This window comes from Streptomyces sp. CLCI03 (assembly GCF_053615355.1).
The window spans coordinates 2,619,688-2,644,404 of the sequence record NZ_CM132132.1 but is presented as its reverse complement, the minus strand read 5'-3'; the positions used below and the strand labels follow the sequence as shown (position 1 = coordinate 2,644,404).

Genomic DNA, 24,717 nt, shown 5'->3' with positions numbered 1-24,717 from the left:
TCGATCGGCCCCTTTCGGCGACCATCCTGAATTGGGTCAATCGTTATCTTCCGTGTCATCGCCCACTTAAATGGGCAAGTGCACTCACAACCAGGCCGCCGCGCGGCCCTGCGCGCGGCCCTGCGTGTGGCCGCTGTCGGGACGGTCGGCGCCGCCGCGGTCGGCCTCACCGCCGCCTGCGGACCGGGTCGGCCCGCCACCGAGTCCTCCGGCTCGACGCCTGGTCCGGCCCGCCCCGCCCGCCCGGCGCAGGCGGCCCCGGCCGCCGCCCCGCGCCGCTTCGCCGGGCAGCCCGTGGAGATCGGCCACGGTCCGCGCGACCGCCCCCGGGTCGCCCTCACCTTCCACGGCAACGGGGACCCCGCCATCGCCCGGGAGGTGCTGGCCGCGGCCGAGAAGGGGGGCGCGCGGGTCACCGTACTGGCCATCGGATCCTGGCTCGACGCCCACCCGGAACTGGCCCGGCGCATCCTCGACGGCGGCCACGAGCTCGGCAACCACACCCAGCGCCACCTCGCGATCAACGAGATGTCCGAGGCGGAGGCCCATGCCGAGATCACCGGCTGCGCCCAGCGACTCAAGCGGCTCACGGGCTCCATCGGCACCTGGTTCCGGCCCTCCCAGACGCAGTACGCGACCCCGCTCGTCCAGAAGCTGGCCCAGCGGGCGGGTTACCCGCACGTCCTCTCGTACGACGTGGACTCCCTCGACTTCACCTCGCCCGGTGCCGCGGCCGTCATCCGCACCGTCACCGGGACGATCCGGCCCGGATCGGTGGTGAGCCTGCACTTCGGCTACGCGGACACGGTCGACGCGATGCCTCCCCTCCTCGAAGAACTCGCGCGCCGCGAACTGCGCGCGGTGACCACCACGGAGCTGCTGACCCCATGAAGACCACCCGCCTTCCCCGGAATGCCGGCGTGCTGCTGGCCGGTCTGGTCCTCGCCGCCCTGGCCGGCTGTGGATCGGCCGGCAAGGGACCCGCCGAGGCGCTCGGCACCAAGGGCCCGGCCAAGCCCGTCAAGGCCGCGCCGGCGGCCCCGCCCGGTCTGCCCGGCATGCCGCCCGTGCTCGATCCGAACGACGTCTACGCGGCGGACCGGCCGAACAAACTCTCCCCGGTTGTCAAGGACTTCCCGTCCCGCGTGTACGTGCCGAACACCAACTCCAACACGGTGTCCGTCATCGACCCGATGACGTACAAGGTCATCGACACCATCCCGGTCGGGGTCCAACCCCAGCACGTGGTGCCCTCGTGGGACCTGAAGACCCTGTGGGTCAACAACAACCGTGGTCACACCCTCACCCCCATCAACCCGGCCACCGGTGAGGCCGGCAAGCCCGTCGAGGTGCACGATCCGTACAACCTGTACTTCACGCCCAACGGCAAGTACGCGATCGTCATGGCCTCGATGGACAAGGAACTGGTCTTCCGCGACCCGCACACGATGGACCGGGTGAAGACGGTCCCCGTGACCTGCTACGGCGTCAACCACGCGGACTTCTCGGCCGACGGGCGCTACTTCATCGTGAGCTGCGAGTTCTCCGGCGAACTCCTCAAGGTCGACACCGAGCGCATGGAGGTCGTCGGCCAGCAGAAGCTCCCGTTCGAGGGCGCGATGCCGCAGGACGTCAAGGTCTCCCCGGACGGGAAGACCTTCTACGTCGCGGACATGATGGCGCACGGTATGTGGGTGCTCGGCGGGGACGCCTTCGACACCCCGAAGCTGCTGCCCACCGGCAAGGGCTGCCACGGCCTCTACGTGAGCCGCGACTCCAAGGAGATGTACGTCTCCAACCGGGGCGAGGGCACCGTCTCGGTCTTCAACTTCCCCGAGAACAAGCTCACCAAGAAGTGGACGCTGCCGGACGGCGGCAGCCCCGACATGGGCGGGGTCTCCGCCGACGGCAAGGTGCTGTGGCTGTCGGGCCGCTACAACTCCGAGGTCTACGCGATCGACACGCAGACCGGCAAGCAGCTCGCCCGGATCCCGGTGGGCGGCGGACCGCACGGACTCGCCGTGTACCCGCAGCCCGGCCGCTACTCGCTCGGCCACACCGGCATCTTCCGCTGATCTTCCGCTGACCGGCCCCGATCGGAGCGGTGCCCCGGGAGCTCGCGCTCGGCCGAGCCCGTGCGTCCGGAATCGTCGACTCCGCTCACGTGCCGGTCGGGGACCGGTCCTGCCGCTCGAACAGGACCCGAAGCGGGGGCGGGCCGGGGCGGCCGCTACCCTGGGCCGGTCAACAAGGCATCAAGAAGGAGTGGACCCAGTGGCGGACATCGAGAGCGCACGGACGACGTTCGGCAAGTTCGACGTGAACGGTGACGGCTTCGTCACGGCCGACGAGTTCAAGGCGGCCATGGCGGCCATGGGCGACCCGTTCGTCACCGGCCCCGTCGCGGACGCCGTGATCGCCGCCAAGGACAGCAACGGCGACGGCCTGCTGAGCTTCGACGAGTTCTGGGCCTCCCTGAACAAGTAGTCCCTCCGCCGCCGCCCCGCCCCGGACCGCCGGAGCGGGGCGGCGGCGTGCGTCAGGCCTGCGGCCCGGACATGTCCTCGACCTCGCCCAGGGCCTCCTGGAGCCAGTGCAGCCAGAACGTCTCCAGGGCGATCCCGCCGTGCAGCACGAGCCGACGCAGCCGGTCCTCCACGGCGTCCCGCCCCGGCGGGAAGTCCTTCTCCTCGATCGCCTCGTACTGGGCGAGCTGGCGCCGGTGCAGCTCCAGATGGCGCCGCAGTTCGGGACCGAGCCCCTGCGGCCCCACGACACCCGCCGCGCGGATCCGCAGCAGCAGCGGGTCGCGCATCGGTTTGGGGTCCTGGCTCTCCGCCACCCACCGGGCCAGCTCCGCGCCGCCGGCGGGCAGCACCTCGTACTCCTTCTTCTGCCCGCGTACGGGCACCTCGCTCGGCAGCTCCCGGATCAGCCCGGACTCCTCCAGGCGCCCCAGCTCGCGGTAGATCTGCTGGTGCGTCGCCGACCAGAAGTACCCGATCGACTTGTCGAACCGACGGGTCAGCTCCAGCCCGGACGAGGGCTTCTCGAGCAGGGCGGTGAGGATGGCGTGCGGCAGCGACATGGCGCCATCCTAGGTTTGCGGCGGGACCGCCCCCGCACGGCGGCCCCCGGACGGGCGCGGCCCGGTGGCGGCGGCGACCCCTCGTGGCGAGGCTGGGGGGCGTGGCTGCCGCATACGACTACTCGGACCTGACCGCCCTCTACGTGAACTGCACGCTCAAACGCTCACCCGAGACCAGCAACACCGAGGGCCTGATCGACAGGAGCCGCCGGGTCATGGAAGGGGCCGGCACCCGGACCTCCCTCATCCGCGCCGTCGACCACGACATCGCGACCGGGGTCTGGCCCGACATGACCGAGCACGGCTGGGAGAGCGACCAGTGGCCGGTGCTCTACAGCCGGATCATGGACGCCGACATCCTCGTCCTGTGCGGCCCCATCTGGCTCGGCGACAACAGCTCCGTGATGAAGCAGGTCATCGAGCGGCTCTACGCCTGCTCCTCACTGCTGAACGAACGAGGCCAGTACGCCTACTACGGGCGGGTCGGCGGTGCGCTGATCACCGGCAACGAGGACGGCGTCAAGCACTGCGCCATGAACATCCTCTACAGCCTCCAGCACCTCGGCTACGCGATCCCGCCGCAGGCCGACGCGGGCTGGATCGGCGAGGCCGGCCCCGGCCCCTCCTACCTGGACCCCGGCTCCGGCGGCCCCGAGAACGACTTCACCAACCGCAACACCGCCTTCATGTCCTGGAACCTCATGCACCTCGCCGCCCTGCTCAAACGCTCGGGCGGCATCCCACCGCACGGCAACCAGCGCTCGCAGTGGGACGCGGGCTGCCGCTTCGACTTCCCCAATCCCGAGCACCGCTGAGCTCGTGCCCGTGCCGCCCGTGCCGCTTGTGCCGCCCGGGCCCGTCCGGAGGAGGAAACCCGGTGGAGCAACTGCTGAGGGTCCAGAACTTCACCGTCTCGCGCGACGGATTCGGCGCCGGTGAGGGCCAGAGCCTGGAGCGGCCGTTCGGCCACGCCGATCCCGGCGAGATGTTCGCCTGGGCCGGAGCCACCGCGAGCTGGCCCAACCGGACCGACCCGGGAGGGAGCCGGGGCCTCGACGACTACTTCACCCGGGACTTCGCGCACCACATCGGCGCCGAGATCATGGGCCGCAACAAGTTCGGGCCCCAGCGCGGGCCCTGGGCCGACCACGACTGGCGCGGCTGGTGGGGCGAGGAGCCCCCGTTCCACACGCCCGTGTTCGTCATGACCCACCACCCGCGTCCCTCGTTCACGCTCTCCGACACCACCTTCCACTTCGTCGACGCCGACCCGGCCACGGCCTTGGACCGGGCGCGGGAGGCGGCGCAGGGCAAGGACGTCCGGCTGGGCGGCGGGGCCACCACCATCCGGGAGTTCCTCGACGCCGATCTCGTCGACACCCTGCACGTGGCGGTCTCGCCGGTGGAGCTCGGATCCGGCGTCAGGCTCTGGGAGTCCCCCGAGGAACTGCTCGACCGGTTCCACCTCGACGTCGTGCCCAGCACGAGCGGCGTCACGCACCACTTGTTCTGGCGCAGGTGACGACCGGTACGCAGCACGCCGGGCCCGGGGCGAGTGAGCCCCGGGCCCGGCGTTCGGCACCGGTTCAGTGCGCGATGTCCACGACGAACCGCTCCGGCGAGTGCAGGGGGAACGCGCGGTAGTACGGCAGGGTGTCGAAGGCGGCGCCGAAGGTCACGTACCCCTCGTAGTCGCCGGTCAGGGCGATGCCCTTGAGCTTGCTGAGGTTGATCTTCTGCAGCTTCGGGCCCTGGTAGACGTTCTGCCCCGCGTCGTTGTGCGCGGCGGCGGGGTGGAGGCGGATCTCCAGGAAGTACTTCCCGGGCAGCGGTACGGGCTTCCCGGACCCGTCGTACACCAGCTGCGGGACGGGAGTGACCGTGACCGCGGAGCCGGAGCCCTGGAGGTCGATGACGATGCGGTCGTACGTGGGGTGCCCGGCCCAGCGGGCGTTGACGACGAGCGGTGTCCGGGTCTGGGCCTGGGCCTTGGCGGTGGTGAGGGTGGAGGCCGAGGCAGGTGCGGCGAAGGCGAGGCAGGCGGCGAGCAGGGCGCCGGTCGCCAGGGCCACGGACTGCCGGAGACGGGTGTGGATCATGTTGTCCCCTCGATTCTCGAGAGACGGGGACGGGTGGCACAGCGTAGGACGCCCGAGGGGGACACCGCGGTTCCGCTCGCGGACGCGGGAGGGGCCCGGCGCGTGCGCCGGGCCCCTCCCTCGTGTCACGCGGTACGGATCAGCACTCGATGACGTTGACCGCGAGGCCGCCGCGGGCGGTCTCCTTGTACTTCACCTTCATGTCGGCGCCGGTCTCCTTCATGGTCTTGATGACCTTGTCGAGGGACACCTTGTGGCTGCCGTCGCCGCGCATCGCCATCCGCGCCGCGGTGACGGCCTTGACCGCCGCCATGCCGTTGCGCTCGATGCAGGGGATCTGCACGAGGCCGCCGACCGGGTCGCAGGTCAGGCCGAGGTTGTGCTCCATGCCGATCTCGGCCGCGTTCTCGACCTGCTCCGGGGTGCCGCCAAGGACCTCGGCGAGGGCGCCGGCCGCCATGGAGCAGGCGGAGCCCACCTCGCCCTGGCAGCCGACCTCGGCGCCGGAGATCGAGGCGTTCTCCTTGAACAGCATGCCGATCGCGCCCGCGGCGAGGAGGAAGCGGACCACGCCGTCCTCGTCCGCGCCCGGCACGAAGTTCATGTAGTAGTGCAGGACGGCGGGCAGGACGCCCGCGGCGCCGTTGGTCGGCGCGGTCACGACGCGGCCGCCGGCCGCGTTCTCCTCGTTGACCGCCATCGCGTAGATCGTCGCCCACTCGCTGCGGTGCAGCATCGGGTCGCCCTCGGTGCGCAGCTGGCGCGCCGTGGCGGCGGCACGGCGCTTGACCCGCAGGCCGCCGGGGAGGATGCCCTCGCGGGACATGCCGCGCGAGACGCAGGACTGCATGACGCGCCAGATCTCCAGCAGGCCCTCGCGGATCTCGTCCTCGGTGCGCCAGGCCTTCTCGTTCTCCAGCATCAGGGAGGAGATCGACAGGCCGGTCTCGTTCGCGAGGCGCAGCATCTCGTCGCCGGAGCGGAAGGGGTACTTCAGCACCGTGTCGTCGAGCTTGATCCGGTCCTCGCCGACCGCGTCCTCGTCCACGACGAAACCGCCGCCGACCGAGTAGTAGGTCTTCTCCAGCAGCGGGGTGCCGGCGCTGTCGTACGCGAAGAGCGTCATGCCGTTCGCGTGGTACGGCAGGGAGCGGCGGCGGTGCAGGATCAGCTGGTTCGGCTCGTCGAAGGCGATCTCGTGGACATCGCCTATCTCCGCGCCCAGCAGCCGCAGCCGGCCGCTCTTGCGGATGCGCTCGACCTCGGCGTCGGCGGTCTCGACGTTCACCGTGCGGGGGGAGTGGCCCTCCAGACCCAGCAGCACGGCCTTCGGGGTGCCGTGACCGTGGCCGGTCGCGCCGAGGGAGCCGAAGAGCTCGGCACGGACGGAGGTGGTCTGGGCCAGCACGCCGTCCTTCTTCAGCCGCGTCACGAACATGCGCGCGGCCCGCATCGGACCGACCGTGTGGGAGGAGGAGGGACCGATACCGATGGAGAAGAGATCGAAGACGGAGATGGCCACGGTGGCGGACTCCCTTGTCTGCTCGTGGGGTGGGAGGGGGCAGGAGAGGAGAAGTGGATTATTCGGATTTTGTCCGGCAGACGAGCTTAACGCGACGGAGTGAACGACTCGGCAGCCGGACGAGGTGGGAAGGATTACGTGGACGGGTCGGCCGGGTGTCGGCCGGTGACCCGTGGCCGGGCCCGGTCCCCGGCCCGGGTGATCGACCGGGCCGGTACGGACCAGGGGGCGAGGCGGGGCGCCGGTGCGGGGCGCCGCGGCCGCCGGGAGGGGGAGGGGCGGGGGCGAGAACTCACTGCGACCACGTCGAGCGGTCGCGGGCCCCGGTCACGAGAAGGGCCCGGCCTGTGCGGTGACAAGGCCGGGCCCTTCCGTGGCCGTCGGCCGGACGCCGGTTAGAGCGTCGGGTACAGCGGGAACTTCGCGGCGAGCGCGGAGACGCGAGCCTTCAGGGCCTCGCTGTCGTACGCGGGCTTCAGCGCCTGGGCGATGATCTCGGCGACCTCGGTGAAGGCCTCGGCGTCGAAACCGCGGGTGGCCAGCGCCGGCGTACCGATCCGCAGACCCGAGGTGACCATCGGCGGCCGCGGGTCGTTCGGGATGGCGTTGCGGTTGACCGTGATGCCCACCTCGTGGAGGCGGTCCTCGGCCTGCTGACCGTCCAGCTCCGAGTTGCGCAGGTCGACCAGGACCAGGTGCACGTCGGTGCCACCGGTGAGGACGTCCACTCCCACGGCCTTGACGTCGTCCTGGACCAGGCGGGCGGCGAGGATCTTCGCACCCTCCAGGGTGCGCTCCTGGCGCTCCTTGAACTCGGGCGAGGCCGCGACCTTGAAGGAGACGGCCTTGGCCGCGATCACGTGCTCCAGCGGGCCGCCCTGCTGACCCGGGAAGACCGCGGAGTTGATCTTCTTGGCCAGCTCCTGCGTCGACAGGATCACACCGCCGCGCGGACCGCCGAGGGTCTTGTGCGTGGTGGTGGTCACGACGTGGGCGTGCGGCACCGGGTTCGGGTGCAGACCCGCGGCGACCAGGCCGGCGAAGTGCGCCATGTCGACCATCAGGTACGCGCCGACCTCGTCCGCGATGCGGCGGAAGGCGGCGAAGTCCAGCTGGCGCGGGTAGGCGGACCAGCCGGCGACGATCAGCTGCGGCTTGGACTCCTTGGCGAGGCGCTCGACCTCGGCCATGTCGACCTCGCCGGTCTCGTCGACGTGGTACGGGACCACGTTGTAGAGCTTGCCGGAGAAGTTGATCTTCATGCCGTGGGTCAGGTGACCGCCGTGGGCCAGGTTCAGGCCCATGATCGTGTCGCCCGGCTTCAGCAGCGCGAACATCGCGGCGGCGTTGGCCTGCGCACCGGAGTGCGGCTGGACGTTCGCGGCCTCGGCGCCGAACAGCGCCTTGATGCGGTCGATCGCGATCTGCTCGACGACGTCGACGTGCTCGCAGCCACCGTAGTAGCGGCGGCCCGGGTAGCCCTCGGCGTACTTGTTGGTCAGGACCGAGCCCTGGGCCTCCATGACGGCGACCGGAGCGAAGTTCTCCGACGCGATCATTTCCAGGGTCGACTGCTGGCGCACGAGCTCGGCGTCGACGGCGGCGGCGACGTCCGGGTCGAGCTCGTGCAGAGGGGTGTTGAGAACAGACATCAGGATCCCCTGGGGTGTCAGTTGTCGGAGTGGGTGAGCGCGGCGTACTCGTCGGCGGAGAGCAGGTCGTCCGGCTCCGCCGAGACGCGCACCTTGAACAGCCAGCCACCCTCGAACGGTGCGGTGTTCACGAGCGCCGGGTCGTCCACGACGTCCTGGTTGAACTCGACGACCTCACCGGTGACGGGGGAGTACAGGTCGCTGACCGACTTCGTCGACTCCAGCTCGCCACAGGTCTCGCCCGCGGTCACCGTGTCGCCGACCTCGGGGAGCTGGGCGTAGACGACGTCACCGAGCGCGTTGGCCGCGAACTCCGTGATGCCGACCGTCGCGACGCCGTCCTCGGCGGCCGACAGCCACTCGTGCTCCTTGCTGAAACGCAGCTGCTGGGGGTTGCTCATGACCTGATTCTCCTGGATGCGGGGGAGTGGATACGAACTGCGGTCTTGGGTACTGAGACGGCGCCGCACGGATTCCCGGACGGCGGACGTGGTGCGTGGGGTTACTTCTGCCGCTTGTAGAACGGCAGCGCCACGACCTCGTACGGCTCATGCGTACCGCGAATGTCGACGCCGACGCCGGACGTGCCGGGCGCGGCGTGCGCCGCGTCCACGTACGCCATCGCGAGCGGCTTGCCCAACGTCGGGGACGGGGCGCCGGAGGTGACCTCACCGATGACCTGACCGTCGGCGACGACCGGGAACCCGGCGCGCGGGACGCGGCGGCCCTCGGCGATCAGACCGACCAGCTTGCGCGGGGGGTTGGTGGCGGCGCGCTCGGCGGCGGCCTCCAGCGCGGCGCGGCCGACGAAGTCCCCCTCCTTCTCGAACTTCACGACCCGGCCCAGGCCCGCGTCGAACGGGGTGAGGGAGGTGGTCAGCTCGTGCCCGTACAGCGGCATGCCCGCTTCCAGGCGCAGGGTGTCGCGGCAGGACAGGCCGGCCGGGACCAGGCCGACGCCCTCGCCCGCCTCGGTCAGCGCCTGCCACAGCTCCACGGCGTGCTCGGGGGCGACGAACAGCTCGAAGCCGTCCTCGCCCGTGTAGCCCGTACGCGCGATCAGCGCGGGCACGCCCGCGACGGTGCCCGGCAGGCCGGCGTAGTACTTCAGGCCGTCCAGGTCGGCGTCCGTGAGGGACGCCAGGATGCCGGGGGACTCGGGGCCCTGCACCGCGATCAGCGCGTACGCGTCACGGTCGTCGCGGACCTCGGTGTCGAAGCCGGCGGCGCGCTCGGTCAGGGCGTCCAGGACGACCTGGGCGTTGGAGGCGTTGGCGACGACCATGTACTCCGTCTCGCCGAGGCGGTAGACGATCAGGTCGTCGACGATCCCGCCGTCCTCCTGGCAGATGTGCGTGTAGCGGGCGCGGCCCACGCCGACCGTGGAGATGTTGCCGACCAGCGCGTAGTCCAGGGCCTTCACGGCCTCCGGGCCGGTCAGCGTGATCTCGCCCATGTGGGAGAGGTCGAAGAGGCCGGCCTTGGTCCGTACGGCGTTGTGCTCGTCGCGCTCGCTGGCGTACCGCAGCGGCATGTCCCAGCCCGCGAAATCGGTCATGGTCGCACCGAGCGAGCGGTGCAGCGCATCGAGGGCGGTCAGGCGGGGGGCAGTGCTCATGGGTGTGGCTCCCGGGTCCCAGGGCATCGACATGACATGACGAGGACGTTCCTCCCCATCTGTCATCGGAACCTGAGAGGTTCGCCGAGAGTTCCGCCGATCGATCGATCGCCGGTTCTTCTCATCGACTTGCACCTTGGGTGGAGCTGCGCAGCAGCTCGCTTTTCAGATCTGCCTCATCCACGCGGTACGGGGCCTGAGAGATTCAAGGGAGGTTCTTGCTCCTTCGGCGCCCGCGCACGGCCTTGCGGCGTGCCGGGACTCTCCCGCGCGGATTCAAGCGGCCGGTATGCAGTTGGTCCAGATGGCGCACATCATTGCACGCCATGCCCGAGATCGGGCGGCGGGGTCCGAAAGTTCGTACGGCCCTCCGAAGGACCCGACCGGAACCGGGGCCGCCGGATTACCGTCTCTTTACACTCAGTGGGCAAGGGTCCTGGTGACCCGAATCGGGGGAGGCGAACACTGTGCGGAGATTCGGAGTGGTGACGACGACGGGAACCGTGGAGGCGGTGCCGACGCAGCGCGGCGTGCGCGGGCGCGGACGGGCGGCCGAGACCGGCCTCGGCCGCGTACGTGACCTGCGCGGGCCGGCCGCGCCCGCCGCGCACCGGCTCGGCTTCGCGGCCGGTGACATCGTCGTGGTGTCCGGTCTGCCCGGCGGCGGCAAGAGCACGTTGATCAAGCGGGCGGCCGCCGAGGGCGGGGCGGTGGACTCCCAGGACACCCGCGAACGCTGGGAGCGCCGCATGCCCGCGGCGCTGCCGTACGCGGTCTACCGGCCGCTGGTGCGCGCCGCGCACTACTGGGGGCTGTGGCGGATCCTGCGCTCCGGGGCCTCCGTGGTGGTCCACGACTGCGGCACGCAGACCTGGGTACGCGGCCTGCTGGCGGCCGCCGCGCGCCGCCGGGGCCGGGCGCTGCACCTGCTCCTGCTGGACAGCAGCCCCGAGGAGGCCCTCTCCGGGCAGGTCGCGCGCGGCCGCCGGGTCTCCGCCTACGCCTTCGCCCGCCACCGCGGCGCGGTCACCCGGCTGCTCCGCGAGGCCGACGCGGGCCGCCCGCCCGCCGGCTGCGCCTCGGTGACCCTCCTGGACCGCCGCTCGGCCGCGACCGTGACCCGCATCGCCTTCGACGCCTGACCGGCCGGGCCCCGGCGGCGAGGGCGGGGGCCGGGCCGGTACCCTGCGGGGCGACACGCGCGGGATTCGGACAGAGGCAGGGGTAGATGCAGGGCAGCGGCTGGCCGGGGAATGAGCTGGAGCAGGTGCTCGGGGCGGCGCTCGGGCAGCCTGACGCCGGGGGGCGGATCCTGGAGGTCCTCGGGCGCAGCCAGGTGTGGGTCCCCCTGCCGGGCGGGGGCGGCCCGACGGCGGGCGCCCTCGACCTGCCCACCATGGACATCGGCGGGGCGGCGTACGTCCCCGTCTACAGCTCCGAGGCCCAGTTCCTCGCCTGCGTCGGCCCCGGCATGGACTTCGCGGTGGCTCCCGCCGTCGAGTTCGCCCGCGGCCTGCCCCCGCAGCTCGGCATCGCCCTCAATCCCGAGGGCGCCGTCGGCGTACCGCTGCCGCCGCCCGCCGTCGCGGAGCTCTGCCGCACCGGCCGGACCCCGCTCGACGGTCCGGCCACCGGCGGCCGGGTCCGGCTCTACGAGCCCGACTGGCAGGACGACCCGGTGGATTTCCTGGCTGCCGCCACGGAGGAGTTCCGGGCCACCGGGGTGGTCGCCGCCGCGCACCGCTGCCTCGCCAGCATCGAGGGCGGGGCGCCCCAGCTGTTCGTCGGTGTCCGCCTGGTGGGATGGGAACCCGAGACGCAGAGCGCGCCGATGGAGGCCCTCCAGCGGGCCCTGACCCGTGTCCCGCCGCCGTGGCCGGTGCAGTTGATCCTGCTGGACGCCGCCCAGGACCCGGTCACGGACTGGATTCGTGAGCGCGTACGCCCCTTCTACCTGCCGTAGGGCCGCTTAAGCTGGTTACATCTCCTGGCCGCACGCGCGACTGCCGGTTCGGAGGACACGCGTGGAGCGACGGGCGGACGAAGAGGGGTTCCGGGTGAGTGCGTCAGGCACGGCCGCGGCCGGGCAGGTCGAGCACATGATGCGCCAGGTGACTCCCGGGCGCTACGAGAGTTACGAGGCACTCCTGCACGCCCTCGCCGAGGGCCGGCTGTGGATGTTGCTCTGGCAGGGGCAGCCGGGTTCCCCGGACGCCCAGTACGGCGGCATGGAGGTCGAGAGCCTCGGGTACGCGCCCTGCGTCACCTCCCCCCAGGAGCTGGCCGCCAGCGGCTGGAACCGGGGCTACGAGGTGGTCACCGGGCGGGACATCGCCCGAGCGCTGTACCCCGACCGCTGGGGCCTGTGGCTCAACCCGCACGCCCAGGGCGGCGGCCTCGGCGTGCCCTGGGCCGACCTGCGCCGGATCGCCACCGGCCTGGACCGGATGCCGGCCGGCCCGCTGCGGCTGTCCGAGCCCGCGATCGAGCTCCCGCAGTTCTACGGGCTGCTGACCCAGCACGCGCACCGCACCCCGGCCGTGCGGTCGTTGCGCCGCGCCTGGGTGCAGCCCGCGCTCGGCTCCCCCTACCTCGCGATCGGGCTGGACCTGTACGACGCCTCCGCGCCCGCGCTGGAATCCGTACGGGAGATGATGCGGCAGTCGGTCGGGGTGGTCCCCGAGGGGGTCCCGGTGTGCACGGTCGCGCTCGGGGACGAGCACGACCCCGTCGCCATGTGGCTGCGCGCGCAGAGCCGCCCCTTCTACGACCGCGAGGGTCAGGCACCGACCTACTGACCCGTTCCGCTATATCCGCATATCGAGACATCCGTCGTGAAGGCCGCACCGGTACCCATCGGTGCGGCCTTCGGCTTATCCGGTGGAACCGCCCAAGATCCATGCTGGAAAGGGCAGTTGGGTCGGATGTCCGTTCCGTGCAGAACGGGCGGTGTTTCACCGCTCAACAGATCCCGGGGTTCGGATAACGGAAGGTGTAGGCGTAGATCACGGTTGCGCATCACATCCCCGGGGGGTCTGGCGGGCGCTCGAGAGGGCGTTGAAGACTCCACCCCACCGAAGGCAGGTCCATCTCACAAACACCAGCTCTTCACGTGCACTTCCGGCACATTTCGTGCCGATCGCACCACCAGCGACGCCGATTGAACCAAGCCGCCACAGCGGCGGGCATGGGCCGACCGATGTCGGCCGAGAGGGGTCCCACCACGATGACGGCACCACTGCAGGACATGAGCGCGGCCGAGCCCGCGGCCGTGACCACCTCCGAGGTTCCGCGAAAGGCGATCGAAGGGCGCTCGCTCGGCCGGATCGCGTGGATCAGACTCAAGCGGGACAAGGTGGCGCTGGCCGGCGGCGCGGTCGTGCTGCTGCTCGTGGTGCTGGCCATGCTCTCGCAGCCGATCCAGTGGATCTTCGGGCTGGACCCGGACGCCCTCCACCAGGACCTCATCGACCCCTCCCTGGCCACCCCCGTCGGCTCCTTCGGCGGCATCAGCTGGGAGCACCCGCTCGGCGTGGAGCCGAAGTTCGGCCGCGACATCGCCACCCGCATCCTCGAAGGCTCCTGGGTCTCCCTGCTGGTCGCCTTCGGGTCGACCGTGGTCTCGGTGTTCATCGGCTCCGTGCTCGGCATCATCGCCGGGTACTACGGAGGCTGGGCCGACACGGTGATCAGCCGCATGATGGACACCTTCCTCGCCTTCCCGCTGCTGCTCTTCGCGATCTCCATCTCGGCCGCCCTCCAGGGCGGGGCCTTCGGCCTCGACGGACTGCCGCTGCACATCAGCGTGTTGATCTTCGTGATCGGCTTCTTCAGCTGGCCCTACATCGGACGCATCGTGCGCGGACAGACCCTGTCGCTGCGCGAGCGGGAGTTCGTCGACGCGGCCCGCAGCCTCGGTGCCCGCGGCCCCTTCATCGTCTTCCGGGAGCTCCTGCCGAACTTGGTGGCCCCGATCCTCGTCTACTCCACGCTGCTCATCCCGACCAACATCCTCTTCGAGGCCTCCCTGAGCTTCCTCGGCGTGGGTATCCAGCCGCCGCAGGCCTCATGGGGCGGAATGCTCAGCTCCGCCGTGGCCTACTACAAGGTCGACCCGATGTTCATGGTCGTCCCGGGCATGGCGATCTTCGTCACCGTGCTCGCCTTCAACCTCCTGGGCGACGGTCTGCGCGACGCCCTGGACCCCAAGAGCTCGCGCTGACCCTCCCGCTCCTCGGGCACCCGGCCGAGGCTCCGCCAGTACCCACCATCACTCCGAATCAGGGGGCATCACTCCGCCATGAGAAGCAGGTCGAGAACAGCCGCGGTGCTTGCCGCCGCCATCACCGTCGCCCTCACCGCCTCCGCCTGCAATGGTGGTGACAAGACTGCGGGTGACGACAAGTCGGCCGGCGCCAACGCCGCCGTCAAGGCCGTGGTCAACGCCTCGGACAAGAAGGGCGGGACGGTCGTCTACGAGGCGTCCGACACCCCCGACTCCTTCGACCCCGGCAACACGTACTACGGCTTCATCTTCAACTTCAGCCGCCTGTACGCCCGTCCGCTGACCACCTTCGCGCCCGCCCCGGGCGCCGAGGGCAACAAGGTGGTCCCGGACCTCGCCGAGGGCCTCGGCGTGCCGACCGACGGCGGCGCCACCTGGACGTACAAGCTGCGCAAGGGCGTCAAGTACAGCGACGGTTCGCTGGTCACGTCCAAGGACGTCAAGTACGCGGTCGAGCGCAGCAACTTCGCGCGTGACGTGCACTCCAACGGCCCGAACTACCTCGCGCAGTACCTCAAGAACAACGAGACCCCGTACGAGGGCCCCTACAAGGACAAGTCCGACACGGGACTGCAGTCCATCGAGACCCCCGACGACCAGACGATCGTCTTCAAGCTGAAGCAGCCGTTCGCCGAGTTCGACTACCTGCTCGCGAACCCGCAGTCGGCCCCCGTGCCGAAGGCCAAGGACAACGGCGCGGACTATGTGAAGAACATCGTCTCCTCGGGCTCGTACATGTTCGAGAGCTACGAGCACGACAAGCAGGCCGTCCTGGTCCGCAACCCCAACTGGGACGCCTCCACGGACCCGCTGCGCAAGCAGCTCCCGGAGAAGATCGTCGTCAAGCTGAAGGTCAACCAGGAGACGATCGACTCCAACCTGAAGGCCGGCAACACCCACATCGACATCGTCGGTAACGGTGTGGCCCAGCAGACCCAGACCGAGCTGCTGACCTCGAAGGACCCCAACACGGACAACGCCGAGGGTGGTCGCCTGGTCTACATGGCGATGAACACCAAGGTGGCGCCCTTCGACAACGTCGAGTGCCGCAAGGCGGTCCAGTACGCGATCGACAAGGTGTCGGTGCAGACCGCCTTCGGCGGTCCGATCCGTGGCGCCATCGCCAGCACCGTCCTGCCGACCGACATCCCGGGTCACGTGGACTTCAACACCTACAAGACCCCCGATGACAAGGGCGACGAGGCCAAGGCCAAGGCCGCGCTGACCGCCTGCGGTCAGCCGAACGGCTTCGAGACCACCATCACCGCGCGCAACGACCGCGCCGGCGAGGTCGACATGGCCACGGCCATCCAGGCGTCCCTGAAGAAGATCGGGATCACGGTCAAGATCCAGCAGTTCCCGGCCGGCAAGTACTTCAGCGACTACGCGGGCGTCCCGAAGTTCACCGAGGACAACAAGATCGGCCTCATGATGATGCAGTGGGGCGCCGACTGGCCGAGCGGCTTCGGCTTCCTGCAGCAGGTCGTCCACGGTGACGCGATCAGCAAGACGGGCAACACCAACCTGTCGCAGCTGAACGACCCCGAGATCAACAAGATGCTGAACGACAACATCGCCAACACCGACTCCGCCGCCCGCGAGAAGGTCTACGGCGAGATCGACAAGAAGGTCATGGACCAGGCGGTCATCGTCCCCCTGACCTACTTCAAGGTCCTGCACTACCGCTCGCCCAAGCTCAGCAACGTGGTCTCCAACCCGGCGTGGAGCGGTCAGTACGACTACCTCAACATCGGCCTGAAGTAACCCCGGACGTCAAGTCCTCAGGCAGTTCGACCCTCTCAGCCAGATCTGCCAGAACCGTGGAAGGCAGGTGAAGGCAGCAGTGCGCGCGCCGGTCCGTCCCGCGCCCCCGACCGGGGTGCGGGGCGGACCGGCGGACGCCGAAGCCGACCCCCGTGTTTGTGTACATCGTCCGGCGGCTGTTCGCCGCGGTGTTCCTGCTGCTCGTTGTCAGCGCGATCACCTTCGCGATCTTCTTCCTGCTGCCCCGGCTGGCCGGCGGCACGGCCGACTCGCTGGCCACCCAGTACGTGGGCAAGAACCCCTCGCCCGAGTCCATCGCCGCGGTCAAGAAGAACCTCGGTTTCGACCAGCCCCTGTACGCGCAGTACTGGGACTTCCTGCGGGGCATCTTCGTGGGCCGTGAGTTCAACTACGGCCCCGACCCCTCGCAGTGCAGTGCCCCCTGCCTCGGCTACTCCTTCAAGGACCACGTCGAGGTCTGGCCCGACATCGTCAACCGGCTCCCCATCACCGCCTCCCTCACCCTGGGGGCGGCCGTCATCTGGCTGATCACCGGTGTGACCACCGGTGTGGTGTCGGCCCTGCGACCGGGCTCGCTCTTCGACCGGCTCGCGATGGGCGTGGCCCTCGCCGGCGTCTCGCTGCCGATGTTCTTCACCGGCACGCTCTCGCTGGCCGTCTTCGTCTTCAACTGGCCCGTGTTCACCAATGTGTACGTGGACTTCTCCGAGGATCCGGCCGCCTGGTTCCAGGGGCTGGTCCTGCCCTGGTGCACGCTCGCCTTCCTCTACTCCGCGCTCTACGCCCGGCTCACCCGGGCCGGAATGCTGGAGACCATGAGCGAGGACTACATCCGCACCGCGCGCGCCAAGGGCCTGCGTGAACGGGTCGTCGTCACCCGCCACGGGCTGCGCTCCGCGCTGACCCCCATCGTGACCATCTTCGGCATGGACTTCGGGCTGCTCCTCGGCGGCGCCATCGTCACCGAGACGGTCTTCTCGTACCACGGCATCGGTGAGTACGCGTACCACGCCATCGCGGTGAACGACCTGCCGAAGATCCTCGGGGTGACCCTCTTCGCCGGAGCCTTCATCGTGCTGTGCAACCTGGTGGTGGACCTCGTCTACGCCATCATCGACCCGAGGGTGAGGCTGTCGTGACCGATCCGACTCCGAAGGGGAACGAGGCCGGCGAAGCCGCCGCCGACCGCGGCGCGCACACCGCCACCGCCACGGCCGTCGTGGCGGGACCGGGCGACGGCCCGCCCTCCGAGGCCTTCCTCGACGTACGCGACCTCAAGGTCCACTTCCCCACCGACGACGGCGTCGTCAAGTCGGTCGACGGGCTCTCCTTCCAGCTGGAGAAGGGCCGCACCCTCGGCATCGTGGGTGAGTCCGGCTCCGGCAAGTCCGTCACCTCGCTGGCCGTCATGGGCCTGCACCGGGCGAGCACCGCGAGCCGCTCCACCGTCGAGATGTCGGGCGAGATCTGGCTCGGCGGCAAGGAACTGCTGTCGGCCGACCCCGAGGAGGTGCGCCGGCTGCGGGGCCGCGACATGGCGATGATCTTCCAGGACCCGCTGAGCGCGCTGCACCCGTACTACACGATCGGCGCCCAGATCATCGAGGCGTACCGCGTCCACAACGACGTCGACAAGAAGACGGCGCGCAAGCGGGCCGTCGAGATGCTCGACCGCGTGGGCATCCCCGAACCGGGCAAGCGCGTCGACGACTACCCGCACCAGTTCTCCGGCGGCATGCGTCAGCGCGCGATGATCGCGATGTCGCTGGTCAACAACCCCGACCTGCTGATCGCGGACGAGCCGACCACGGCCCTGGACGTCACCGTGCAGGCACAGATCCTGGACCTGATCCGCGATCTGCAGAAGGAGTTCGGCTCCGCCGTCATCATGATCACGCACGACCTCGGCGTCGTCGCGGAGATGGCCGACGAGATCCTCGTCATGTACGGCGGCCGGTGCGTCGAGCGGGGCACCGCCGAGAAGGTCTTCTACGAGCCCCGCCACCCCTACACCTGGGGCCTGCTGGGCTCGATGCCGCGCATCGACCGCGAACAGAGCGAGCGCCTCATCCCGGTCAAGGGCTCCCCGCCCAGCCTCATCAACATCCCCGACGGCTGCGCCTTCAACCCGCGCTGCCCGTACGCCGACGTGCCCAAGGGCAACGTGACGCGCACGGTCCGGCCCGAGCTGACCGAGGACGACAGCCGCCACTGGTCCGCCTGCCACATGTCGCAGGACGAGCGGACCCGGATCTGGACCGAAGAGATTGCGCCGAAGCTGTGACCGAGACGCCTGACATGAAGAAGCCGGACACGGTGGTCATCCCCGCGCAGGCCAAGGAGTCTCCCGAGGTCCTGCTCAAGGTCACCGGCCTGGCCAAGCACTTCCCCATCACCAAGGGTCTGATCCGCCGCCAGGTGGGCGCGGTCAAGGCCGTCGACGGCCTCGACTTCGACGTCCGGCGCGGGGAGACCCTCGGCATCGTCGGCGAGTCCGGCTGCGGGAAGTCGACCATGGGCCGGCTGATCACGCGGCTGCTGGAGCCGACCGGCGGCTCCATCGAGTTCGAGGGCAAGGACATCACGCACCTCGGTGTGTCGGGCATGCGCCCGCTGCGCCGCGACGTGCAGATGATCTTCCAGGACCCGTACGGCTCGCTGAACCCCCGCCACACGGTGGGCACCATCGTCAGCGCGCCGTTCAAGCTCCAGAAGGTCACACCGGAGGGCGGGCTCAAGGCGGAGGTCCAGCGGCTGCTGTCGCTCGTGGGCCTCAACCCCGAGCACTACAACCGCTACCCGCACGAGTTCTCCGGCGGTCAGCGCCAGCGCATCGGCATCGCGCGGGCCCTGGCGCTCAAGCCGAAGCTCGTCGTCGCGGACGAGCCCGTCTCGGCGCTGGACGTGTCGATCCAGGCCCAGGTGGTGAACCTGCTCGACGACCTCCAGGACGAGCTCGGCCTCACCTACGTGATCATCGCGCACGACCTGTCGGTCATCCGCCACGTCTCGGACCGCATCGCCGTGATGTACCTCGGCAAGATCGTCGAACTGGCCGACAACAAGGGGCTGTACGGTGCGCCGATGCACCCCTACACCACGGCCCTGATGTCGGCCGTGCCGGTGCCCGACCCGCGGCGGCGCGGTGCCAAGAGCGGCCGCATCCTGCTCAAGGGCGACGTCCCGTCGCCGATCTCGCCGCCGAGCGGCTGCCGCTTCCACACCCGGTGCTGGAAGGCCACGCAGATCTGCGCGACGCAGGAACCGCCGCTGCTGGCGTTGAAGCCGGGTCACCAGGTGGCCTGCCACCACCCGGAGAACGCCCCCGACCAGGCCCCGGGCGACCAGCCCCTGCCGGGCGCGGCGGACGCGGTGGCCAAGGTCACGGAGTAACCGCTTCGGCAGTCACGGCCCTGCCCGGTCATCCGGGCAGGGCCGCCCGATTGCAGCCCCGCCGGCGTTTGAGGCGCGGGGTCCGGGGCGGAGCCCCGGCAATGGCGCCGCACGGCACACCCGCGGGCTCGGTGGAGCCCCGCATTCCGCCGAGCCCGCCGCAGGTGACAATGGCCCGGTGCTCCACGATCTCTTCCCGCCCGGGATCCAGCATGCCCTGGACCTCGCCGGCATCTTCGTCTTCGCCACCGCAGGCGCCCTCCTCGCCGTACGCAAGAACTTCGACGTCTTCGGCATCGCCGTCCTCGCGCTCGTCACGGCCCTGGGCGGCGGTCTCTTCCGGGACCTCGTCATCGGTGCCGTGCCGCCCGCCGCCTTCGGTGAACTCAGCTTCTTCGTGACCCCGCTCGTCGCCGCCGCGATCGTCTACTTCCTGCACCCCGAGGTCCAGCGGATCAACCACGCCATCAACGTCTTCGACGCGGCCGGCCTCGGGCTGTTCTGCGTGACGGGTACGACCAAGGCCTACGAGTACGGCCTCGGCCTCACCGCCTCCGCGGCACTCGGCGTCACCACCGCCGTCGGCGGCGGAGTCCTGCGCGACGTGCTCGTCAACGAGGTGCCCTCGCTGCTGCGCGACCGCGAGATGTACGCCGTCCCCGCGCTGGTGGGCGCCTCCATGGTGGCGATCTTCATCAGCATGCACGCCCTCAACGGCATCACCACCGGCCTCGCGATCGTCACCACCTTCGTCCTGCGCCTCCTCGCCATGCGCTACCACTGGCGGGCGCCGCTGGCCTGGAACAGGCGGTCGTCGGTGGCCGAGGAGCCGTAACAAAAGAAAGCTACCGCTTAGTAGCAAGCCGGTGTACCGTCGTTTACATGTCACACGCAGCTGCCAAGGCATCCATCGGCGACAGTGAGTTCGACCGCGACACCGCCATCACCGCACGCGCGGGCGAGCCCGGGGTGTACGACGCGGAACTCTCCGCCGGCTGGACGATCATCGCCGCCGTGAACGGCGGCTACCTGCTGGCCCTGGTCGGCCGGGCCCTGTCGGCGGCCCTCCCGCACCCGGACCCCTTCACCGTCTCCGCGCACTACCTGACCTCCTCCGTGCCCGGCCCCGCCGTGATCCGCACCGAGGTCGTCCGCGTCGGCCGCACCCTCTCCACCGGCCAGGCCTCGCTGTTCCAGTACGACGAGAGCGGCGCCGAGATCGAGCGCATCCGCGTCCTCGCCTCCTACGGCGACCTCGCGGCCCTGCCCGACGACGTGCGCACCGTCGCCGTGCCGCCCGCCATCCCGGCCTACGAGGACTGCATCGGCCCCGAGGCGGGCCCGGCCCCGATCCCCGGGAGCTCCGCCATCGTGGACCGCCTCCGGCTCCGGCTGGACCCGGCCACCGCCGGATGGGCCGTCGGCGCGCCCTCCGGCAAGGGCGAGATGCGGGCCTGGTTCGAACTGGCCGACGGCCGCGACGCCGACCCGCTCTCCATGCTCCTGGCCGTCGACGCGCTGCCGCCGACCGCCTTCGACCTCGGCCTGGTGGCCTGGACCCCGACCGTGGAACTCACCACCCACGTCCGCCGCCGCCCGGCCCCCGGCCCGCTCCGGGTCTCCATCACCACCCGCAACCTGGCCGGTGGCTTCCTGGAGGAGGACGCCGAGGTCTGGGACTCGTCGGACCACCTGGTCGCGCAGTCCCGCCAACTGGCCCGCGCCCTGCGCCCGGCCTGACCGCTCCCCGATCCGACCGGCAGCGCGCTCCCCAGGAGTGCCCTGCCGGCCGTCGTGGGGTCCCGCGGCGCGAGCGGCCACCGGTGGACTCGTAGAATCGGGGGATCATGGCCTACCTCGACCACGCCGCCACCACCCCGATGCTGCCGGAGGCCGCCGCGGCGATGACCGCGCAGTTCGCCGCCACGGGGAACGCCTCCTCCCTGCACGCCGCCGGCCGCCGGGCCCGCCGTACCGTGGAGGAGGCCCGCGAGGCCTTCGCCGAGGCGGTCGGCGCCCGCCCCAGCGAGGTGGTCTTCACCGCCGGTGGCACGGAGGCCGACAACCTCGCCGTCAAGGGCCTCTACTGGGCCCGGCGCGACGCGGACCCCGCCCGCACCCGGGTCATCGCCAGCCCCGTCGAGCACCACGCCGTCCTCGACGCCGTCCACTGGCTCGCCGAGCACGAGGGCGCACAGGTCGAGTACCTCCCCGTGGACCGCTACGGGCGGGTCCACGCCGACGCCTTCCGCGAGGCCGTCGAGCGCAACCCCGACGACGTGGCCCTGGCCACCGTCATGTGGGCCAACAACGAGATCGGCACCGTCATGCCGGTCCGCGAACTGGCCGCCATCGCCCGCGAGTCCGGGATCCCGCTGCACTCCGATGCCGTCCAGGCCCTCGGACAGCTCGACGTCCACTTCGGCGACAGCGGCCTCGCCGCCATGACCGTCAGCGGCCACAAGGTCGGCGGCCCCTACGGCATCGGCGCACTGCTGCTCGGCCGCGACCAGAGCCCTGTACCCGTCCTGCACGGCGGCGGCCAGGAGCGGCACGTCCGCTCCGGCACCCTCGACGTGCCCGCCGTCGCCGCCTTCGCCGTGGCGGCCGTGCTCGCCGTCGAACGGCGCGAACGCTTCGCCACCGAGATCGGCGCCCTGCGCGACGAACTGGTCGCCGCCGTCCGCGCGGCCGTGCCCGACGCCGTCCTCGGCGGCGACCCCGACGAGCGGCTTCCCGCCAACGCCCACTTCAGCTTCCCCGGCTGCGAGGGCGACTCGCTGCTGCTCCTGCTCGACGCCCAGGGCATCGAATGCTCCACCGGCTCCGCCTGCACCGCCGGCGTGGCCCAGCCCAGCCACGTCCTGCTGGCCGCCGGCACCGACCCCCAGCTGGCCCGCGGCACCCTGCGCTTCTCCCTCGGCCACACCTCCACCAAGGAGGACGTGGCGGCCCTGGCCGCGGCCATCGGCCCCGCCGTCGAGCGCGCCCGCACGGCCGGCCTCAGCTAGGGGGTGTCTTGTCGATCAGGGCGGGCTCGCGGCGCCCGGCACCGCGCCTCGCCGCGTTGTCCTCGGTCGGCGACGCTCCGCGTCGCCTCCCTCGTCCGCCTTGCGATCCACGGCACCGGCCACCGCTCCCTGATCCACCCTGATCGACAAGACACTCCCTAGGGGTTCTTCAGAGCGGTCCGGATCAGGCTGATGTAGCGGCTCCAGTCCCAGTGGCGGCCGGGGTCGGTGTGGTCGGCGCCCGGAACCTCGGAGTGGCCGACTATGTGCGCACGGTCCGCCGGTATGTCGTACCGGCGGCAGATGTCGGCCGCCAGCCGGGCCGAAGCCTCGTACATCGCGTCCGTGAAGTCCTGCGGGCGGTCTACGAAGCCCACGTGCTCGATGCCGACGCTGCGCTCGTTCATCGAGCGGCTGCCCGAGTGGAAGGCCACGTCCAGCTCGCGCACCATCTGCTCCACGTGCCCGTCCCCGCGCACTATGTAGTGCGCCGACGCCTTGTGCCAGGGGTTCTTGAAGGCGTCCACCGAGGACTGGAAGCCGCCCTGTGTGACATGGACGACTATCCGGTCCACCCGGTAGTCGTCCGGGCGGTCCGCCTTGCGCCAGTTCGCCGGCGAGGCCGACGTCCAGCTCGCGCCCGCGTGGTCGAGCTCGCCCTCCTTGCGCGGCTTGTCCACCCCCGGTATCAGCCACCAGGCACGACCGATCTCCTCGCGGCCGGCCACCGCCGCCGCCGCGAAGACCCCGAGCCCGCCGAAGAGCACGGCCCGGCGCGTCCGCCCCGGCGACTTCTTCCCGCTGTTCCCCTGCTCGACGATGTGATCCACCCCCCGTACCCCGATAACGCGCTGTGACCCCGCTCGGTTCCCCCGTACTCTTGACGGTGCTATGACTGAGAACCTGCCGCGCACCGCCCGTCCCCTTCGCGTCCTGGCCGCCATGTCCGGGGGCGTGGACTCCGCCGTCGCCGCCGCCCGCGCGGTCGAAGCCGGGCACGACGTCACCGGCGTCCACCTCGCGCTCTCCGCGAACCCGCAGTCCTTCCGGACCGGCGCCCGCGGCTGCTGCACCATCGAGGACTCCCGCGACGCCCGCCGGGCCGCCGACGTCATCGGCATCCCGTTCTACGTCTGGGACCTCGCCGAGCGCTTCCGCGAGGACGTGGTCGAGGACTTCATCTCCGAGTACGAGGCCGGGCGCACCCCGAACCCGTGCCTGCGCTGCAACGAGAAGATCAAGTTCGCGGCGCTGCTCGACAAGGCCCTCGCGCTCGGCTTCGACGCCGTCTGCACCGGCCACTACGCCACCGTCGTGCTGAACGAGGACGGCTCCCGCGAGCTGCACCGCGCCTCCGACATGGCGAAGGACCAGTCGTACGTCCTCGGCGTCCTCGACGAGAAGCAGCTCGCCCACGCCCTCTTCCCGCTCGGTGACACCCTCACCACCAAGGAAGAGATCCGCGCCGAGGCCGAGGAGCGGGGGCTGGCCGTCGCGAAGAAGCCCGACAGCCACGACATCTGCTTCATCGCCGACGGCGACACCCAGGGCTTCCTCGCGAACCGACTCGGCAAGGCCGAGGGCGACATCGTCGACGAGGCGACCGGCGAGAAGGTCGGCACCCACGAGGGCGCCTTCGGCTTCACCATCGGCCAGCGCAAGGGCCTGCGCATCGGGCACCCCGCCCCCGACGGCAAGCCGCGCTACGTCCTCGACATCTCCCCGGTGAACAACACCGTCACCGTCGGCCCCGTCGAGGCCCTCGACGTCACCGCCCTCACCGCGATCCGCCCCCGCTGGTGCGGAGCCGTGGCCGCCGCCCCGGGCACCTACACCGCCCAGCTGCGCGCCCACGGCGGCGAGACCGAGGTCTTCGCCGAGGTCGTGGACGGCGAGCTGCGCGTCTCCTTCACCGAGCCGGTCCGGGGTGTGGCCCCCGGGCAGGCGATCGTGCTCTACGACGGCACCCGCGTGGTCGGCTCGGCCACCATCGCGACCACGACGCGGGCCACCGCCACCGTCTGAGTCGGCCGAGTTCGGCTCTCCCCTCGTCAAAGCAGTGTGACGGTACGCTGGCGGATTCTTCCGGGAGGTCTTAGGGTGCCCAGTACGGATTACCCGTACGAAAGCGCCTAAGGCGGCGAATCGCTAGCCCGCCTCACTGGGAGGTCGGTCATGTTGCTCAGCTTCCGGGTGGCCAATCACCGGTCCATCCGTGACGAGCAGGAGCTTTCGCTCGTAGCCACGGAATTCAACGAGAGGAC

24 protein-coding genes and 1 riboswitch are annotated in these 24,717 nt (G+C 70.7%); of the genes, 17 read left to right on the top strand and 7 right to left on the bottom strand.

Annotation, left to right across the window (positions count from 1 at the left end):
- Window positions 1–78: 78 nt before the first annotated feature.
- From ACWG52_RS11865 to ACWG52_RS11855, 3 genes are all read left to right on the top strand, one after another.
- Window positions 79–891, top strand: a complete 813-nt coding sequence (locus tag ACWG52_RS11865) for a polysaccharide deacetylase family protein (protein WP_390138123.1) — start codon at window positions 79–81, stop codon at window positions 889–891.
- On the top strand, window positions 888–2,075 hold the full coding sequence (locus ACWG52_RS11860; RefSeq protein ID WP_453128648.1) for a YncE family protein: 1,188 nt from the start codon (window positions 888–890) through the stop codon (window positions 2,073–2,075). Before ACWG52_RS11865 ends, ACWG52_RS11860 begins: the two co-directional genes overlap by 4 nt.
- A gap of 199 nt (window positions 2,076–2,274) precedes the next feature.
- Window positions 2,275–2,487, top strand: a complete 213-nt coding sequence (locus ACWG52_RS11855) for an EF-hand domain-containing protein (RefSeq protein ID WP_030725318.1) — start codon at window positions 2,275–2,277, stop codon at window positions 2,485–2,487.
- A 52-nt stretch (window positions 2,488–2,539) separates the two neighbouring features.
- On the opposite strand, the gene ACWG52_RS11850 is transcribed toward ACWG52_RS11855, so the two are convergent.
- The gene (locus ACWG52_RS11850) at window positions 2,540–3,088 is read right to left on the bottom strand and encodes a PadR family transcriptional regulator (protein WP_033224522.1); all 549 of its coding nucleotides are present in this window, start codon (window positions 3,086–3,088) and stop codon (window positions 2,540–2,542) included.
- A 101-nt stretch (window positions 3,089–3,189) separates the two neighbouring features.
- On the opposite strand from ACWG52_RS11850, the gene ACWG52_RS11845 reads away from it, so the two are divergent.
- Window positions 3,190–3,903 carry a flavodoxin family protein gene (locus ACWG52_RS11845; protein WP_390138127.1) on the top strand — a complete coding sequence of 238 codons (714 nt, stop codon included), beginning with the start codon at window positions 3,190–3,192 and terminating at the stop codon, window positions 3,901–3,903.
- A gap of 62 nt (window positions 3,904–3,965) precedes the next feature.
- Window positions 3,966–4,610 (top strand): dihydrofolate reductase family protein, encoded by a 645-nt coding sequence (locus ACWG52_RS11840; protein WP_389805441.1) that lies wholly within the window; start codon window positions 3,966–3,968, stop codon window positions 4,608–4,610.
- 64 nt (window positions 4,611–4,674) lie between these two features.
- On the opposite strand, the gene ACWG52_RS11835 is transcribed toward ACWG52_RS11840, so the two are convergent.
- The 5 genes from ACWG52_RS11835 to gcvT form a co-directional block, all read right to left on the bottom strand.
- A complete protein-coding gene (locus ACWG52_RS11835) occupies window positions 4,675–5,187 on the bottom strand; it encodes an AMIN-like domain-containing (lipo)protein (RefSeq protein ID WP_389805438.1) in 513 nt (170 codons plus the stop codon).
- Between the two features lie 139 nt (window positions 5,188–5,326).
- Window positions 5,327–6,709, bottom strand: a complete 1,383-nt coding sequence (locus tag ACWG52_RS11830; protein ID WP_033224525.1) for an L-serine ammonia-lyase — start codon at window positions 6,707–6,709, stop codon at window positions 5,327–5,329.
- Between the two features lie 395 nt (window positions 6,710–7,104).
- Complete coding sequence (glyA, locus tag ACWG52_RS11825; RefSeq protein ID WP_030763890.1) at window positions 7,105–8,361, bottom strand: serine hydroxymethyltransferase; 1,257 nt, start codon at window positions 8,359–8,361, stop codon at window positions 7,105–7,107.
- Between the two features lie 17 nt (window positions 8,362–8,378).
- Window positions 8,379–8,762: a glycine cleavage system protein GcvH gene (gene gcvH, locus ACWG52_RS11820; RefSeq protein ID WP_033224526.1), complete on the bottom strand. Its 384-nt coding sequence runs from the start codon at window positions 8,760–8,762 to the stop codon at window positions 8,379–8,381.
- Between the two features lie 101 nt (window positions 8,763–8,863).
- Window positions 8,864–9,979 (bottom strand): glycine cleavage system aminomethyltransferase GcvT, encoded by a 1,116-nt coding sequence (gene gcvT, locus ACWG52_RS11815; protein WP_389805433.1) that lies wholly within the window; start codon window positions 9,977–9,979, stop codon window positions 8,864–8,866.
- A gap of 175 nt (window positions 9,980–10,154) precedes the next feature.
- Window positions 10,155–10,258, bottom strand: a riboswitch (glycine riboswitch).
- Between the two features lie 206 nt (window positions 10,259–10,464).
- Between gcvT and ACWG52_RS11810 the strand changes: the two genes are divergently transcribed.
- The 11 genes from ACWG52_RS11810 to ACWG52_RS11760 all read left to right on the top strand — a co-directional run bounded on the left by ACWG52_RS11810 (window position 10,465) and on the right by ACWG52_RS11760 (window position 22,453).
- Window positions 10,465–11,121: an AAA family ATPase gene (locus tag ACWG52_RS11810; RefSeq protein WP_389805430.1), complete on the top strand. Its 657-nt coding sequence runs from the start codon at window positions 10,465–10,467 to the stop codon at window positions 11,119–11,121.
- An 86-nt stretch (window positions 11,122–11,207) separates the two neighbouring features.
- Window positions 11,208–11,942: an enhanced serine sensitivity protein SseB gene (locus ACWG52_RS11805; RefSeq protein WP_375942647.1), complete on the top strand. Its 735-nt coding sequence runs from the start codon at window positions 11,208–11,210 to the stop codon at window positions 11,940–11,942.
- Between the two features lie 94 nt (window positions 11,943–12,036).
- Complete coding sequence (locus ACWG52_RS11800; RefSeq protein ID WP_033224623.1) at window positions 12,037–12,777, top strand: enhanced serine sensitivity protein SseB C-terminal domain-containing protein; 741 nt, start codon at window positions 12,037–12,039, stop codon at window positions 12,775–12,777.
- A gap of 428 nt (window positions 12,778–13,205) precedes the next feature.
- Entirely contained in the window at window positions 13,206–14,201 is a 996-nt protein-coding gene (locus tag ACWG52_RS11795) for an ABC transporter permease (RefSeq protein WP_033224625.1), read from the top strand.
- Window positions 14,202–14,279: 78 nt separating this feature from the next.
- Window positions 14,280–16,028: an ABC transporter substrate-binding protein gene (locus ACWG52_RS11790; RefSeq protein WP_390138129.1), complete on the top strand. Its 1,749-nt coding sequence runs from the start codon at window positions 14,280–14,282 to the stop codon at window positions 16,026–16,028.
- A gap of 152 nt (window positions 16,029–16,180) precedes the next feature.
- Entirely contained in the window at window positions 16,181–17,188 is a 1,008-nt protein-coding gene (locus ACWG52_RS11785; protein ID WP_389805422.1) for an ABC transporter permease, read from the top strand.
- Window positions 17,189–17,268: 80 nt separating this feature from the next.
- Complete coding sequence (locus ACWG52_RS11780) at window positions 17,269–18,333, top strand: ABC transporter ATP-binding protein (RefSeq protein ID WP_389806127.1); 1,065 nt, start codon at window positions 17,269–17,271, stop codon at window positions 18,331–18,333.
- 14 nt (window positions 18,334–18,347) lie between these two features.
- Window positions 18,348–19,442: an ABC transporter ATP-binding protein gene (locus tag ACWG52_RS11775; RefSeq protein WP_033224534.1), complete on the top strand. Its 1,095-nt coding sequence runs from the start codon at window positions 18,348–18,350 to the stop codon at window positions 19,440–19,442.
- 178 nt (window positions 19,443–19,620) lie between these two features.
- Window positions 19,621–20,277, top strand: coding sequence for a trimeric intracellular cation channel family protein (locus ACWG52_RS11770; RefSeq protein WP_033224535.1), 657 nt, complete (start codon window positions 19,621–19,623; stop codon window positions 20,275–20,277).
- 47 nt (window positions 20,278–20,324) lie between these two features.
- Window positions 20,325–21,182, top strand: coding sequence for a thioesterase family protein (locus ACWG52_RS11765; RefSeq protein ID WP_030725374.1), 858 nt, complete (start codon window positions 20,325–20,327; stop codon window positions 21,180–21,182).
- Window positions 21,183–21,289: 107 nt separating this feature from the next.
- Window positions 21,290–22,453 carry a cysteine desulfurase family protein gene (locus ACWG52_RS11760; protein ID WP_266379555.1) on the top strand — a complete coding sequence of 388 codons (1,164 nt, stop codon included), beginning with the start codon at window positions 21,290–21,292 and terminating at the stop codon, window positions 22,451–22,453.
- Between the two features lie 158 nt (window positions 22,454–22,611).
- On the opposite strand, the gene ACWG52_RS11755 is transcribed toward ACWG52_RS11760, so the two are convergent.
- The gene (locus ACWG52_RS11755) at window positions 22,612–23,283 is read right to left on the bottom strand and encodes an N-acetylmuramoyl-L-alanine amidase (protein ID WP_389805418.1); all 672 of its coding nucleotides are present in this window, start codon (window positions 23,281–23,283) and stop codon (window positions 22,612–22,614) included.
- Between the two features lie 61 nt (window positions 23,284–23,344).
- On the opposite strand from ACWG52_RS11755, the gene mnmA reads away from it, so the two are divergent.
- Window positions 23,345–24,478 (top strand): tRNA 2-thiouridine(34) synthase MnmA, encoded by a 1,134-nt coding sequence (mnmA, locus tag ACWG52_RS11750; RefSeq protein WP_033224541.1) that lies wholly within the window; start codon window positions 23,345–23,347, stop codon window positions 24,476–24,478.
- The last annotated feature ends 239 nt before the right edge of the window (window positions 24,479–24,717 follow it).